The organism is Arthrobacter sp. B1805 (assembly GCF_002929745.1).
Taxonomy (GTDB): Bacteria; Actinomycetota; Actinomycetes; order Actinomycetales; family Micrococcaceae; genus Arthrobacter_D.
This window is the reverse complement of record NZ_PJIQ01000001.1, coordinates 516,549-530,532: the sequence shown is the minus strand read 5'-3', so window position 1 is coordinate 530,532 and position 13,984 is coordinate 516,549. Positions and strand designations below refer to the sequence as shown.

15 protein-coding genes and 1 pseudogene are annotated in these 13,984 nt (G+C 66.8%); 6 read left to right on the top strand and 10 right to left on the bottom strand.

From position 1 onward, the window contains the following. Together CXQ96_RS02630 and CXQ96_RS02625 are read left to right on the top strand one after the other, a co-directional pair. Window positions 1-246, top strand: a pseudogene (locus CXQ96_RS02630) (hypothetical protein); the annotation flags it as partial. Window positions 247-338: 92 nt separating this feature from the next. After that, a complete protein-coding gene (locus tag CXQ96_RS02625) occupies window positions 339-1,013 on the top strand; it encodes a class F sortase (RefSeq protein WP_104116434.1) in 675 nt (224 codons plus the stop codon). 167 nt (window positions 1,014-1,180) lie between these two features. On the opposite strand, the gene mraY is transcribed toward CXQ96_RS02625, so the two are convergent. The 4 genes from mraY to CXQ96_RS02600 form a co-directional block, all read right to left on the bottom strand. Next, entirely contained in the window at window positions 1,181-2,293 is a 1,113-nt protein-coding gene (gene mraY / locus CXQ96_RS02620) for a phospho-N-acetylmuramoyl-pentapeptide-transferase (protein WP_104116433.1), read from the bottom strand. Between the two features lie 573 nt (window positions 2,294-2,866). Then, window positions 2,867-3,247 carry a fluoride efflux transporter CrcB gene (crcB, locus tag CXQ96_RS02610; protein WP_104116431.1) on the bottom strand — a complete coding sequence of 127 codons (381 nt, stop codon included), beginning with the start codon at window positions 3,245-3,247 and terminating at the stop codon, window positions 2,867-2,869. Continuing rightward, window positions 3,244-3,729 (bottom strand): CrcB family protein, encoded by a 486-nt coding sequence (locus CXQ96_RS02605; protein WP_258058759.1) that lies wholly within the window; start codon window positions 3,727-3,729, stop codon window positions 3,244-3,246. The genes crcB and CXQ96_RS02605 overlap by 4 nt, the downstream gene beginning before the upstream one ends. Then, window positions 3,722-4,468, bottom strand: a complete 747-nt coding sequence (locus tag CXQ96_RS02600; RefSeq protein ID WP_104116429.1) for a dienelactone hydrolase family protein — start codon at window positions 4,466-4,468, stop codon at window positions 3,722-3,724. The genes CXQ96_RS02605 and CXQ96_RS02600 overlap by 8 nt, the downstream gene beginning before the upstream one ends. 84 nt (window positions 4,469-4,552) lie before the next feature. Here CXQ96_RS02600 and CXQ96_RS02595 point away from each other — a divergent pair, with 84 nt between their 5' ends. The 4 genes from CXQ96_RS02595 to CXQ96_RS02580 all read left to right on the top strand — a co-directional run bounded on the left by CXQ96_RS02595 (window position 4,553) and on the right by CXQ96_RS02580 (window position 6,753). Then, a complete protein-coding gene (locus CXQ96_RS02595) occupies window positions 4,553-5,089 on the top strand; it encodes a GNAT family N-acetyltransferase (RefSeq protein WP_104116428.1) in 537 nt (178 codons plus the stop codon). A 119-nt stretch (window positions 5,090-5,208) separates the two neighbouring features. Next, window positions 5,209-5,520 (top strand): hypothetical protein, encoded by a 312-nt coding sequence (locus CXQ96_RS02590; RefSeq protein ID WP_104116427.1) that lies wholly within the window; start codon window positions 5,209-5,211, stop codon window positions 5,518-5,520. 58 nt (window positions 5,521-5,578) lie between these two features. Continuing rightward, window positions 5,579-6,058, top strand: coding sequence for a hypothetical protein (locus CXQ96_RS02585; protein ID WP_104116426.1), 480 nt, complete (start codon window positions 5,579-5,581; stop codon window positions 6,056-6,058). An 89-nt stretch (window positions 6,059-6,147) separates the two neighbouring features. Continuing rightward, window positions 6,148-6,753: an AAA family ATPase gene (locus tag CXQ96_RS02580; protein ID WP_104116425.1), complete on the top strand. Its 606-nt coding sequence runs from the start codon at window positions 6,148-6,150 to the stop codon at window positions 6,751-6,753. 71 nt (window positions 6,754-6,824) lie between these two features. On the opposite strand, the gene CXQ96_RS02575 is transcribed toward CXQ96_RS02580, so the two are convergent. From CXQ96_RS02575 to CXQ96_RS02550, 6 genes are all read right to left on the bottom strand, one after another. Beyond that, entirely contained in the window at window positions 6,825-7,733 is a 909-nt protein-coding gene (locus CXQ96_RS02575) for an aldose 1-epimerase family protein (protein ID WP_104116424.1), read from the bottom strand. Continuing rightward, on the bottom strand, window positions 7,730-9,241 hold the full coding sequence (locus CXQ96_RS02570; RefSeq protein WP_104116423.1) for an alpha-N-arabinofuranosidase: 1,512 nt from the start codon (window positions 9,239-9,241) through the stop codon (window positions 7,730-7,732). Before CXQ96_RS02570 ends, CXQ96_RS02575 begins: the two co-directional genes overlap by 4 nt. Window positions 9,242-9,288: 47 nt before the next feature. After that, a complete protein-coding gene (locus CXQ96_RS02565) occupies window positions 9,289-10,218 on the bottom strand; it encodes a carbohydrate ABC transporter permease (protein WP_104116422.1) in 930 nt (309 codons plus the stop codon). A gap of 3 nt (window positions 10,219-10,221) precedes the next feature. Continuing rightward, window positions 10,222-11,172, bottom strand: coding sequence for a carbohydrate ABC transporter permease (locus CXQ96_RS02560; RefSeq protein WP_104116421.1), 951 nt, complete (start codon window positions 11,170-11,172; stop codon window positions 10,222-10,224). Window positions 11,173-11,275: 103 nt separating this feature from the next. Beyond that, window positions 11,276-12,628: an ABC transporter substrate-binding protein gene (locus tag CXQ96_RS02555; RefSeq protein WP_104116420.1), complete on the bottom strand. Its 1,353-nt coding sequence runs from the start codon at window positions 12,626-12,628 to the stop codon at window positions 11,276-11,278. Between the two features lie 285 nt (window positions 12,629-12,913). Beyond that, window positions 12,914-13,930, bottom strand: a complete 1,017-nt coding sequence (locus CXQ96_RS02550) for a LacI family DNA-binding transcriptional regulator (RefSeq protein ID WP_104116419.1) — start codon at window positions 13,928-13,930, stop codon at window positions 12,914-12,916. Between the last annotated feature and the right edge of the window lie 54 nt (window positions 13,931-13,984).

Below are 13,984 nucleotides of genomic sequence, written 5' to 3'. Positions count from 1 at the left end.
GAAGCCTTCAGCGCGCCGAGCGACCTCGAGCCCTCCCTGCCCCTCGGCGCAACCTCGCCCGCCCTGTGCGGTGTCCTGACCGAGCAGCAGATGGGCGCAATGCCCAACGGTGGCGCTGACACCGGTGTTGCCACCGAGTCGTCCCCCAACACCGCAGGCATGATCGCCCTCGGTGGCGGACTGGTCCTCGCCGCAGCAGCCGGCGGAACCTACGCAGTTCGCCGCCGCGCAGCATCGAACGCATAACCACCCAGTACCACCTATCCGCCCCGTGACGGATACCAGCACGTAACAGCGGTCCCAGCAGAACGAACTGATCGGACCACGGAAGAGACCTCATGATCAGCTCACACAGCGACCGCCGCAGACACCACCTGGTATCTGCGGCGGTCGCTCTGTTACTCCTCGCCGGCTGCTCCACCCCAGCCAACACCGGTACGGGCACCGGTACCGATACATCAGCTGCACCAGCGACTTCATCAACGGCACCGACTGCCTCGGCTACGCCAGCGGCGACACTGCCAACAGCAGCCGCAGCACCAGAGCAGCCGGCAGTCCTGCCAGCATCAGCGCCGGTGTCCTTGACCATCCCTTCCAGCGGCGCCCGATCAGAGCTTTTGAGTACTGGGTTGCGGGACAACGGGTCCCTGGAAGTGCCCCCGGACGGCCCCGGCGCTCCGGCGAGCTGGTACAACCAGTCACCCACTCCTGGGGAACGCGGACCAGCGGTCCTCCTCGGACATGTCAATGCGACCGACGGCGGGCCCGGGATCTTCGCCGACCTTCGCAAGCTCAAGGCAGGCGACACGATCGAGGTGTTGCGTGAAGACGGAAGCACTGCAACCTTCACCTTCGACCGGGGGGAGCAATATCCCAAGAACAACTTCCCCACCCAGACCGTCTACGGCAACACCGCGGGATCCGAGCTGCGCCTGATCACCTGCGATGGGTACGACCCGGAAACCGGCGAGTTCGACGACAACTACGTCGTCTACGCCACCCTCGTCACCTGACCCAACACCCTGCCTAGCAGCGGCTCGCCCACGTATCCAAAAGGATCCAGCCATGCGTCACTCTGCAGGGCTAACCCGTATGCCAGGCTATTGGCGGAGATGTTGCGTTCGAGTACACCGTGCGCAACGTCCGTTGTTCGTTGCAGGGGTAGCTAAATGGACTGCGTTCAGCCTGGTTGGGCGAGGATGATCCATTCGGCGTAGAAGAGGCCGAGGCCGGCAGCGACGAAGAGGCCCGCGATGATCCAGAAGCGGGTCACGACGGTCACTTGTTGCCAGCCTTTGAGCTCGAAGTGGTGGTGCAGAGGGGTCATGAGGAAGACGCGCTTGCCGTCGGAGAGCTTGAAGTAGCTGACCTGGATGATGACGGAGAGAGTGACGAGGACGAACATGCCCGCCAGGACGACCAGGAGCAGTTGGGTGCGGGACAGGATGGCGAGTCCTGCCATAGCGCCGCCGAGGGCCAGTGAGCCGGTGTCTCCCATGATGATTCTTGCGGGCGTCGTGTTCCACCAGAGGAAACCCACGAGAGAGCCGCAGAGAGCCGCAGCGATGAGTGCTAGGTCCAGAGGGTCCCGCACCTCGTAACAGACTGCTCGAGCGACTGTAGTGTCAGCGCAGCTTTGGTTGAACTGCCAGATGCCCATCAGCATGTACGCGCCGAACACGAAAATGGAGATGCCGGCGGCAAGGCCGTCCAACCCATCAGTCACATTCACGCCGTTGGAGGCCCCGGTGAGGATGAGTTGCGACCAGAGGATGAACAGGATCGCTCCAATCAGCGGCCCTGCAGACGCCAGATCAAAGGAGGAGTCTCGGACGAACGAGATGGCGGTGGAACCCGGAGTGCGACCGTTTTCGTCCGGACGGTTCAAGGCAAGAATGGCGAACCCGATTCCGATCGCTGACTGACCGACGATCTTCGCCCATGGGGTGAGGCCCAGGCTGCGCTGCTTCGAGACCTTTGTGTAGTCGTCGAGGAAGCCCACCAGGGCCATCCCGACGGTGACCAGAAGAAGCAGCAGCCCGAAGGCTGTGGGGCCCGCGGAGACGCCGATCAGCGTCATGATGCCGTGCGTCGCGAAGTACGCGATCACGACCGATCCGACGATCCACGCGCCTCCCATGGTCGGGGTGCCGCGCTTCACGGGGTGGGTCGTCGGCCCATCCTCGCGAATGAACTGCCCATACTTCTTCCGGACAAGGACACGAGCGAGGACGGGTGTTCCGAACAGTGACAGGATCAGCCCGAGAGCCGGGGCGATCAGTATGGCGATCACGGGAACAAACCCTTTCGTTCTTGGCATGATGCCAAACGGCACGGCCTACCGGTGAGTGCGTCTGAGGGAGGCGACAACCGACCGGTCATTCCCGGAGGACATGCGCAACGACGAGACCGCCGTACGCAGGTAGATGGCTGCGTTCGTGATCGGTGCTGATGTATACGTTGATCACTTCGAACAGTCTCTTATCGAGTGTCTGGGCATCCTCAGGCGACAAGTGAAGGGCGAAACGGGCGAAGGTCGTGAGCGAGCCATGGCCACTTTCGCGAAGTTCCTCCCGTAGCGCGTCGACGGGAGCGAGGAAAGCGTCTGCTTCCGTGCCCGCGGAGGAATCGTGCAATGACCAGGAGCGTCCAGTCGACCGATACGGCTTTTCCAGGGCGCCGCTCGGTCCGGACCGCAAAGCGACCGCTGCGTCGAACCGTGCAGCCTGGTCATCTACGCCTGAGGGGGCTTCGCCCTGGAGTGTGCCGACAAGCTCCAGCAGCAGGGTGAACGGACTGCTTCCAGAGTCGCCCTCGGGCAGCCCGAAACCGCTCAGTCGGCGGTCGTGCAGTCCTCGGCCGTGGCCTACCCGAGCAGGACTCCAACCCACAGCCCTAGGCCGGCCGCAGCCAGCGATGCCACCGCGGTCCCCGCTCCGGAGATCAGCGCTGCCCGGACGTGGCCCGTCTGGACCAGCCGGGCGGTCTCCATACTCGCCGTGCTGAAGGTCGTGTATCCCCCGAGAAAGCCCGTGCCGGCGATGAGCGTCCACGCCGGCGGAAGTGCGGACGCGAGAACGAGACCTGCCACCAGGCCGAGCAGCAGGGACCCGCTGATGTTGATGGTGATGGTGCCGATGGGGGCCGGTCCTCGCGTGCGGGAGCGGATCGCGCCGTCGAGCATGAAACGCGCGACCGACCCCATGCCGCCCGCGACACCCAGCGCCAGCACGACGGCGAAGCTCACAGGGCACCTCCGGAGGCCGCTTCGGGGGACGTCCGACGGCGGGACGGGACCAGGCGCCCGGCAGCGATGCCGGCCGCCGTCGCCGACAGTCCCACCACCACGGAGACGGCCAGGTAGGCGAGGCCCTCCACCACTCGCCCCGTGTCGAGCAGGAGCGCGGAGTCGACGGCGAGCGCACTGTAGGTTGTGAACCCGCCGAGGAATCCCGTACCGAGCAGCAACCGAAGGGCTCGGCGACGCCCTTCGTCGGGTCCCCGCCGGGCAAGTGCCTCGAGGAGGAGACCGAGGGCGAAGGCGCCCGTGAGGTTGATCAGCAGGATCCCCAGCGGAAGGGCTGCCGGCGTCGGAATCAGTTCGGCGAGGGCGAACCGCGCCAGCGTCCCGGCCATCCCGCCGGCGAACACCAGGCCGAGGTACGCGGGCCGGGTGTGTGACGGTTTGTCGCCACCGGGCCGGCGGGACCGCGGCGGATGCTCAGGCAACGTGCAGGGCGAGGAAGTCCAGGGTCCGCTTCCACGCGTCGCCGGCCGGACCGGGCCTGTAGGCATAGCGATTCGAGTCGTTGAAGAAGGCGTGCCCGGCACCGGGGTAGACCTTCGCGGTGAAGTCCACGCCGGCCCGGGCCATCGCCGCCTCGAGCTCCGGCAGCGCGGCGATGAGCGCGTCGTCGTCCTGGCCGTAGAAGGCGAGGACGGGCGCCTTGATGCGGGAGAGCTCCTCGTCCGGGAAGTTCGCATGGCCGTAGAAGGGAACGCATGCGAGGAGGCGCGGCTCGTGCACCGCCAGGGAGAAGCTGTACGTGCCGCCGAAGCAGAAACCCGTGACGGCCACGCGTCCGGCCACGTCGGCGTCGTCGTACAGGTACTCGAAGCAGGACCGGACCCGCTCGGTGGTGGTGGCACCGAACTCCGCGTCCTGCAGCGGTGCCAGCAATGCGCGGAGCTTCGGCTGGGCCCGGTTGCGTGCCTCCGCGTCCGGCCCGGCGAGGTCCTCCCCGATTCCCGCCGTGCTCTCCTCGGTGATGCCCCGGTCGGCAAGCAGGTCAGGAGCGACGACGACGTACCCCTCCCGGGCGAAGCGGTCCGCTACGTCCCGCGTGTGTCCGACGAGTCCCCATACCTCGTGGATGAGGACGAGTCCTCCCCTCACAGGCCCCTCGGGCCGCGCCACGTAGGCGGAGAGGGTGCCGCTGTCGGTCGGGATGTGCTGTGTCGGGCTCATCCGCCTAGGCTTGCACGTCTCGTGATGCTGCGCCAACCACCTGAGCGTCCGTCGGCGAGGTGCGGATGTACTACTGTTGCCCGCGTGTCCTCACCCGCCCTGCCCCCGGGAGTAGGCATGCGCCTGCTCGCACCGACCGACGCCGCCGCCCTCGCACAGGCCTACCGGGACAACCGTGAACACCTCTCGCCGTGGGAGCCGCTCCGGGACGATGCGTACTTCAAGGAAGCGGGGCAGGCCGACCAGATTGCAGGGAAGCTCGCCGGCCTTGCTTCGGGCACGGAGGTGCCGTGGGTCCTGACCTCGGACCACCGCATCGTCGGCACGATCACGCTGAGCGGGATTGTCCGCGGTCCGTTCCTGAACGCGCACGTCGGGTACTGGGTGGATGCCCGGTTGCAGGGCCGCGGTGTCGGGTCAGCTGCCCTGCACCGCGCGGCGCATCACGCGCGTGGCCCCTTGGGCCTGCACCGCATCCAGGCATCGGTGCTGCCGCACAACGAGCCGTCGAAGGCCGTCCTGGTCCGGGCCGGGTTCACGCTCATCGGCACCGCGCCGGCCTACCTCAGTATTGCCGGGCGCTGGCAGGACCATCTCCTGTACCAGCGCATCCTGCACTGACGCCGCCCGGGTCGCTTCGCCGGACGCCCGGTGGGACAGGGCACGATCGGGTGCGCTCCGTGGAAGGCGGGAGTACTATCTGTTGCACCACCATCAGTCAACGACGACGGACGTGGAAGATGAACACACGATATATCGCCCCGCTCGGCATGATCACCATGTCCCTGGGGGTCTTCGCGCTCTTCGCGGGCGCTCGGGGGTATCCGATCCTCCTGATCACGACCGGCGGCATCGTCCTCGCCTGGCTGTGCTTCCGGCCCGGAGAGCCCCGCACCACTGCGCGTGGACCCGCGGACCACGTGCCCTCCGAATTCTCGATGCCGCCCGTGGGTACCTGCCCACCGGAGCGGCTCCGGGAAGCCCGCCAGCTCGCAGCCCGGGTGGTGGCGTCGTCGAGCCAGGGGGAATCGCCGCGGCGTTCCGGCCCCTGACCGGTGCCACGGGGCCCTGGGATCGACCATCTCGTTACTGCTGATCGGAGGGCGACTCGTGGGACTGCTCCGCTCGTCGGCGGTACTGGGGGTCGTCACCCTCGCCCTCACGTCGTGCGCCCCCGATGTCCTCGCGTGTACGGAGATCGGGGCGCAGCAGGGTCTGTCCTTCACCGTTGCCGGGGGTCCTGCCGCTGTCGCGGACAGCCTCGGCGTGTCGGTCTGCACGGACGACGGCTGCAGCGCTGCCGACGTCGCCCTCCATCCGGGTTCGACGACGACCTCCGAGACGTGCACGCCGGACGGTGTCTGCAGTGCACGGTCGACTCCGGACGGAACCCTGACCGGATTCGCCACCCTCGCCTTGTCCGAGGAGGAGGTCGACGCCGAGGTCACCCTGCGCCGCGTGGACGGGACGACCGCCGTCCATACCGCCAGGGTGGTGCCGGCCGTCGTCTACCCGAACGGCAGGCACTGCGGGGGCGAGGCGGTCCAGGGAAGCCTGGTGCTCGACGACAGTGGTCTTCGTGCCGGGTAGTCCCTCGGGACCACCGCTGACCGCACGACGGGAACGGCACGCGTGCGACCCCCGTTGATAAGGGGACACCACGAGCGGAAGGTCCTCCCCTGCGCATCCTCCTGACCGGCATCGACGGCTCCGGCAAGAGCACGGCAGCCCGTCGGCTCACCCGTGCCATCACGAAGTCGGGCGGCGCTGCGGTCATGCTGAGGGCCCCGGCGGGACGCAGGACGATGAACGGCTGGTGGGCGGCGCTGGGTTGGACGCCCCATCCGCGCGTGCTGGACGTCCTGGAGACAGCCGTGCGCGTGATCAATGTCCTTCTGAACGAGGCGCGGTTGCGTCACTTCGAGGGCGTGGCGGTCATCGATCGCGGGCTCCAGTGCCAACTGGCCCTGAGGGAGGCGCGCGGGCTTCCCCGTGGAATCCTCCTGCCATGGCTCCAGCGGGTCCTTCCCGCTCCCGACGTCGTCGTGCACTTCGACCTCCCGGTGGACGTCGCACTCGCTCGGATCAGGGCCCGCGGCACCGACAGGGAGAGCCGTCAGGACCTGACGGCTCTCGACGGCGGCTACCGCAGGCTGCCCGAGTACGCGACGTTCATGCCCATCGACGCCGATCGCCCGGTCGAGGACGTCCTCGGCGACCTGCTCGCACTGACCGGCTGGGGCGGGCGATCCCACCTCCCGGACGACACGCTCGCGCGTCACTGACCTGCTGCGGAGGGCAGTTCCCCGCGCAGGCGAGCGGTGACGCAGTGTTCACCGGGTGTGCGTTCCTTCCGCTACAGGGCGCTGATCGTCCAGCCCGTGAGGTGGGACTCCCCCGGTTCGAGGACCACCAGGTCCTCGCCCGTGTTGAAGGCGTCCGGCGGGCACGTCATCGGTTCGACGGCGAGTCCAAGACGCGTGTTCTCGGGCTTCTTCGGGAGATCCGCGGTGTGGATCTGCACCCACGGGCAGCTCCCGTCCCACACCATCGCGGTACCCGTCCCGTGGACGGGGTCGGTGACGCGGACCGTGGCGCGTCCCGCGCCATCCCTGGCCAGGTCGGTGAACGCGTGGTCGATCTGCACGTCGCCGATGGCGTGCGCGGACCGGAAGTCGAAGGGAGTCCCCGCGACCGGCTCCTTGGCCACCGGCAGCAGGCGATCAGGGGTCACCGTGAGGACAGTCGATGCCGGCAGTTCCAGCACCCACTCGTCGAGAGGCGACGCACCGGCCATCAGGTACGGGTGCGGACACACGCCGTACGGCGCGCGCCGGTCGCCCGTGTTCACCGCGGTGACGTCCGTCCTGAAGCCCTGCCCGTCGACGCTGAACCTCGCCTGGAGCGAGAGCTCGAAGGGGTATGCGTCAGCGGGCCGGATGGTGCAGGCCAGGGTCACTGCGGACGGGGTGTGCTCCACGAGCGTCCAGGCGACGTCGAAGACCAGGCCGTGCAGTGCCGTCCCGCGCTCCGGCTCATTGATCGGGAGTTCAAAGTCCGAGCCGTCGAACGAGTAGCGGCCGTCCGCGATGCGGTTGGGCCACGGAGCCACGAAGGCTCCGCGGAAGTTCGGCATCTCCTCATCGGCGGCGAAGCCGACCACGAGCGGCCTGCTCTCGTGGGTCAGCTCCCGGACAGCGGCACCGAGACCGAGGACGACGGCTGTGTAGCCGCCGCCCTCGATCCTGTATTCAGGGTGGTTCATGCGAGGGATACGGCCGTCCAGGACACCGGAGGAAGCGTGATGGTGACGGCGCCGCCGTCGAGCTTCGCTGACGTGTTCGGTCTCATGGTCACGCGCTCGGACTCCTCAAGGGTGTTCTTCGCATACACGTCCGTATCGTACAGCGACTGCGCGTCCACCGAGCTGAACCCATTGAGCGCGGCGACGTCGATCGTCACGGTCGTCTCCTCGGTCTGTGACCGGTTGACGAGGAAGACGGCGGTCGCACCCGTTGCGTCGTCGTGCGTGGCAACCGCGTCCACGAGCGGCACGACGCCGTACTCGCCGGTCTCGTACGTACCCGCGTCGAGCTTCAGTTCGAGCACCGAGCCCTGCGCGAGCCTCGACGTGATCGAGAACGGGAAGAACGTCGTCTGGCGCCAGGCCGGTCCGCCGGGCTCGGTCATGATCGGGGCGATCACGTTGACGAGCTGCGCGAGCGACGCCGAGGTCACACGGTCCGCGTGCTTGAGCAGCGAAATCATGAGGTTCCCGAACACGACGGCATCGGCGACGGAGTAGCAGTCCTCGAGCAGGCGGGGTGCCACGGGCCAGTTGTCGAGCCCCTCGATCTTGTCGACGTTCTCGAAGCGGCTGATGTACCAGACATTCCACTCGTCGAACGAGATGTTGATGGTCTTGGAGCTGCCGCGGACGGCCTTCACGTGGTCGGCGGTGGCGACCACCGACTCGATGAAGTGATCCATGTCCACGGCGGAAGCGAGGAAGGAACCGAGGTCGCCGTTCTTCTCCTCGTAGTAGGCATGGCACGAGATGTAGTCGACGACGTCGTACGTGTGGCTGAGCACCACGCGCTCCCACTCGCCGAACGTGGGCATGTGGGCGCTGGACGAGCCGCAGGCCACGAGCTCGATCGAGGGGTCGAGCTGCCGCATGGCCCTGGCCGTGATGGCGGCGAGCTTGCCGTAGTCCTCGGCCGAACGGTGGCCGAGCTGCCACGGTCCGTCCATCTCGTTGCCGAGGCACCAGATCTTGACGTCGAACGGGTCAGGCCGGCCGTTGGTCATGCGCTGGTCGGCGAGGGCCGTTCCCTTGGGGAGGTTCGAGTACTCGAGGAGCTCGAGCGCCTCGGGTGTGCCCCTCGTGCCGAGGTTCACCGCGAGCATGAGGTCGCTGCCGACCTTCTGCAGCCAGGAGGCGAACTCGTGCATGCCGACCTGATTGGTCTCGGTGGAGTGCCATGCGAGGTCGAGGCGCGTGGGGCGCTCCTCGCGAGGGCCCACGCTGTCCTCCCAGCGGAACCCGGAGACGAAGTTGCCGCCGGGGTAGCGGATGGTGGAGACGCCCATCTCCTTCACGAGTTCGATGACGTCCTGGCGGAAGCCCTCGTCGTCGGCGCTCTGGTGGCCGGGCTCGTAGATGCCGTCGTAGACGTGGCGACCGAGGTGTTCGACGAACCCGCCGAAGATGTTGCGGTTGATCCGCCCCACCGTGAAGTGGGGATCGAGTGTGAGGCGTGCGTTCTGCATCGAATTACTTTCTGTGCGTGATGGCGTGGCAGGAAACGGAGTGCGGGCTACTTGAGCGAGCCCAGCGACAGTCCGCCCTGCCAGTACTTCTGGAGGGAGAGGAACGCGATGATCAGCGGGATGATCGAGATGAACGCACCCGTGGTGATCAGGTTCCAGAGCGCCTCGCCACCGCTGCCCGCGTTGGAGAGGGCCTGCCAGCCGTTGAGGCCCACCGTGACGGGGAGCAGCAGCGGATCGCTGAGGACCGCAAGTGGCAGGAAGAAGTTGTTCCAGGTCCCGACGACGGACAACAGGAGCACCGTGACGATGGCCGGACGCAGCAGGGGCAGGGCGATCTGAAAGAACGTGCGGATCTCCCCCGCGCCGTCGATCCTGGCGGCGTCGAGCAGTTCATCGGGCACTGCCTCCTGGGCGAACACCCTCATCAGGTAGACGCCGAAGGGGCTGAGCAGCGAGGGCAGGATCACGGCCCAGACGGTGTTCACGAGTCCGACGGAGCTCAGGAGCACGAAGGTCGGGATGACGAGCGCCGTCAGCGGCACCATCACGGCGCCGAGCAGGATGCCGAAGAAGGCCGCCCGGCCGCGGAAGTTGTACTTCGCGAAACCATAGCCGGCGAGGACGGCCAGGATGGTCGCGCCGACTCCGCCGGAGATCGCGTAGAGGAACGAGTTCCCCAGCCAGCGCCAGTAGATGCCGTCCTGCCGTTCGAACAGGCCCTGCAGGTTGCTGAAGAAGTGGAATTCGTCGTCGAACCAGAGGGGTCCGCCCGAACCGCTGAACAGGCCCGCGGTGTCCTTGGTGCTCGCGACGGTCAGCCACCAGATCGGAGTGATGAAGTAGATGACGAGGATGAGCAGGAAGATGTGCGAGCCGATACGGGGACCGCCGTTACGGGCGCGGTTCCGTGATCCGGCGCCGCGGACCTTCCGGCCGCCGTCCTGCTGCTGTGGGGTGTCGGTGACGAGTGCCATGGGTTATTTCAGTCCGCTCTGCTTGCGGGTCAGGAAGAGGAAGAAGAAGGAGAAGACGAACACGACGATGCCGAGCGCGAAGGAGATGGCGGACGCGTAGTTGAACTGGCTGTAGGAGAACGCCAGGGAGAAGGCATACATGTTCGGCGTGTACGACGTCGGGATGGCTCCCTGCGCCACGGCCCTCAGGACCTGCGGTTCGGTGAAGAACTGGAGGGTGCCGATCAGGGCGAAGATGACCACCATCACGAGGGAGGAGGAGATCATCGGAACCTTGATGCGCAGGGCGATCTGGCGGTCGGTCGCGCCGTCGAGCACGGCGGCCTCGTAGATGCCCGGATCGATGCCCCGCAGGGCCGCATAGATGATGATCATGTAGTACCCGGCCCACTGCCACGTCACGATGTTCACGAGGCTGCCGAAGATGCTGTCCTGGGCCAGGAAGTCCGGGGCCGCGGCACCGAACAGGCCGAAGATGGAGCTGGCGGGCCCGAAGCGCGGACTGTAGAGGAAGCCCCACATGAGGGCACCGATGACGACCGGCACGGCATAGGGGATGAAGATCATCAGCCGGGAGAATTTCGAGGCCCACGTGGCCAGGTTGTCGAGGACGAGCGCCGCGACGAGAGCCACCACCATCTGGGCCGGGATCATGATCAGCGCGAACTTGGCGACGGTGCCGAGGCCCTGGAGGAAGATCGGATCGGTGAAGGCCTTGACGTAGTTCTCGGCACCCACGAACTTGTTGCCCGTCGCGAGGGTGCTGGTGAACAGGCTCATCCGGAAGGCGAAGACCAGGGGAAGGATGAGGAACGTCGCGAAGACGAGGGCGAAAGGTGCCACGAACAACCAGCCCCAGCGCTGCTTGCGCCGGTAGTTCTTGTCGGGGCGATGCTTGGCGGAGGCCGGTGCTTCGGCCCGGTGGGCCGAACTCGGCGCGGTGGTCGTAGCCATGATGGTCTTTCCTGGAGCTGTGGGACGGATGGCGCGGTGGAGGTGTTCCACGGGGGCCTGATGGGAGGGTGCCCGCGACTGGCGCGGGCACCCTCCGCATCGGCTACTTCAGGGTGAAGCCCTGCTCGGTCGCGTACTGCTCGAGTGACGCCTGGAGGTCGTCGAGCGCCTTGCCCGCGTCCTTCTCGCCCTGCACCATCGCGTAGATCTGCACGGTCAGCTGGTCGTAGGCGTAGTTCTGGAAGGGGCTGAAGGTCGCTCCCTCATAGCCGGCGGCCGCGTCGAGGAACACGTCCTTCTGGATCTGCTGTCCGTCGAAGAACTCGTACTCCTTGTTGGCGAATGCTTCGGACTCGAGAACCGGAGCGTAGGACGGGAAGAGCGCGCCCTTGTCCACACCGATGTTCATGCGCTCCTCGTTGCCGAAGATCTCCATGGCGACCTTCGCCGAGAGTTCCTTGTCCTTGGCCTGCTCCGTCACGGCGAAGGTGGAACCGCCCCAGTTGACCTGGACCGGGTTCGCCGGGTCCCACTGCGGGAGCGGGGCGGCACGCCAGACGGCGGTGGGATCGGCGTCGGACAGGCCCTGCAGGTAGCCGGGGCCCCATGCAGCTGCGAGGTAGACGGCGTAGGAGCCGTCGACGAGCTTGGTGTTGTAGTCGGCGGTGAAGGCGTCGTCCGTTGCGACGAGGCCCTGCTTGACGAGGCCGTCCCAGTACTCGAGGACATCCTTGGCGCCCTGGTCGTTGACCTTGATGCCGATCTCCTGCGGGTTCGCGGAATCGTACTCGAAGGGAACCGAACCGGCCTGGGCGAAGAGCGCCTGGTTGAAGGCGCGCCCGTTCGTCGGGAAGTCCGCGATGACGGCGCCGTCGCCGGATTCCTTCAGCTTCTTGGCCGCCGCCTCGAACTCCTCCCACGTCGTGGGCACCTGGATGCCGGCCGCGTCGAACAGGTCCTGGCGGTAGAGCATTCCCATGGGTCCGCCGTCGACCGGGATCGCGTAGACGGCGTCGCCGCTCGAGGCGTCTTCCCAGGCGCCTTCGGCGTACTGGTCCTTGACGTCGTTGGCGCCGTACTCGGTGAGGTCGACGAGCGCGTCGCGGATCGTGAAGCTGGAGAGGACCTCCGACTCGAGCTGGATGACGTCGGGGGCGCCGGATCCGGACTCGATCGAGGTCGAGAACTTGGTGTACTCGTCGTTGCCCTGGCCTGCGTTGGTCCAGCAGATCTGGACGTCGTCGTTGGCGTTGTTGAACTGGTCGACGACTTCGTTGAACGCGGGGTACCAGGCCCAGACGGTCACCTGGGGCGCTTCTTCGTTGACGATGGTGTTGGTGCAGGATGCGGCCTCCGCGCCGCCTCCCCCGCCGCTTCCGTTTCCTCCGGAGCAGCCGGTCAGTGCTACGGCAGTTGCGGCGACGATGCCGGCAGTTGCCAGGAACTTGGCTTTCATATCTCTTGCTTCCTCTCGCGGTGGTACTCCACCGTGGTCCGCCCGGGGGCGGCCGGTCCGGGTACTGCAGGAAGGAGGATCGCTGGGGCACAAGGTGCCGCACCCGCTCGAATCTTCCTTGATCCGGGTCCGTCCTCCTGCAGGTCAGTCCCGCTGGGGGAGCTGTCCGCAAGTGCCGGTTCCGTCATTTACATCGTTGTAGGTAAACGTTGTAGAGAAAGCATGCAGAGTGAGGTGGGCCACTGTCAAGCAGCTGCGGCGAAATTTCGCCCGGCCCGCGGAGTGTCAGCCGGGCAGCGCTGACGACTCACGCTCGATGACCTGGAAACGCGCCTCGAACTCACGTGGCGGAGCACCACCCTCCCGCCCGGAAATACGCTCCTGCAGCACGCGCACCGCGGTATCGGCGATCTCGTCCCTTCCGGGATCGATCGTCGACAGCGTGGGCAGGGAGTACCTGCCCTCGTCGAGGTCGTCGAAACCGATGACCGCGACGTCGTCCGGGATCCGCCGGCCCGCCTCCTGCAGGACGCGCATCGCACCGAGCGCCAGTGTGTCGTTCATGCCGAACATCGCATCGAATTCCACGCCGGACTCGAGGAGTTCCCGCATCGACGTCGCTCCGTTGGCGCGGTGCCAGAAGGTCGTGTAGGCCACCAGCTTCGGGTCGAACGGGATTCCTGCGTCCTCGAGAGCCTGCTGGTAACCGCGCAGTCGGAGCCCGGCAGATCCGATCACCTCCCCCTCGTGCCCGCCGACGACGGCGATCCGGCGCCTGCCCTTCGAGAGCAGGTGAGCCGTCGCTGCCCGTGCGGACTCCACGTTGCTCATGGTCACGTGGTCGGTGGGACCGCCGAAGATCCGCTCGCCGAGAAGGACGAGCGGGAAGTTCACGTTCAGGTGGTGGGCATCCTCGTTGGACATGCCGAGCGGACTGAACAGCAGTCCGTCGGTCATCTGCAGCCGGGGACTGGAGAGGATCTCGAGTTCGTGCGCCCGGTCCCCGCCGGTCTGTTCGATGAGGACCTTGAGCCCCCGCCGCTCGGCGGCCTTGATGATCGAGTCCGCGAGCTCCGCGAAGTAACTGAGCGACAGTTCGGGGACGGCGAGGCCGATCACGCCGGTCTTGCCGGAGCGGAGGCTCCGCGCGGACAGGTTGGGGCTGTAGCCGAGCTCGGAGATGGCCTCCATGACGCGCTGTTTCGTGTCGGCGCGGATGTGCTGGTAGTCGTTGATGACGTTGGAGACTGTCTTGATCGAGACGCCCGCTGCCAGCGCAACATCCTTCAGTGTGGCCGCCATGCCGCCCCCTCAGGTCCCACCGTGATGCCCTGTACGTCACGCGTGCTGCGAGTC

Excerpts from the sequence above, each read along its gene's own strand:
- CXQ96_RS02625 (WP_104116434.1), top strand. The coding sequence starts at position 339 with ATGATCAGCTCACACAGCGACCGCCGCAGACACCACCTGGTATCTGCG.
- CXQ96_RS02600 (WP_104116429.1), bottom strand. The coding sequence starts at position 4,468 with ATGAGCCCGACACAGCACATCCCGACCGACAGCGGCACCCTCTCCGCC.
- CXQ96_RS02570 (WP_104116423.1), bottom strand. The coding sequence starts at position 9,241 with ATGCAGAACGCACGCCTCACACTCGATCCCCACTTCACGGTGGGGCGG.
- CXQ96_RS02555 (WP_104116420.1), bottom strand. The coding sequence starts at position 12,628 with ATGAAAGCCAAGTTCCTGGCAACTGCCGGCATCGTCGCCGCAACTGCC.
- CXQ96_RS02575 (WP_104116424.1), bottom strand. The coding sequence starts at position 7,733 with ATGAACCACCCTGAATACAGGATCGAGGGCGGCGGCTACACAGCCGTC.
- CXQ96_RS02590 (WP_104116427.1), top strand. The coding sequence starts at position 5,209 with ATGAACACACGATATATCGCCCCGCTCGGCATGATCACCATGTCCCTG.
- CXQ96_RS02565 (WP_104116422.1), bottom strand. The coding sequence starts at position 10,218 with ATGGCACTCGTCACCGACACCCCACAGCAGCAGGACGGCGGCCGGAAG.
- CXQ96_RS02560 (WP_104116421.1), bottom strand. The coding sequence starts at position 11,172 with ATGGCTACGACCACCGCGCCGAGTTCGGCCCACCGGGCCGAAGCACCG.
- CXQ96_RS02550 (WP_104116419.1), bottom strand. The coding sequence starts at position 13,930 with ATGGCGGCCACACTGAAGGATGTTGCGCTGGCAGCGGGCGTCTCGATC.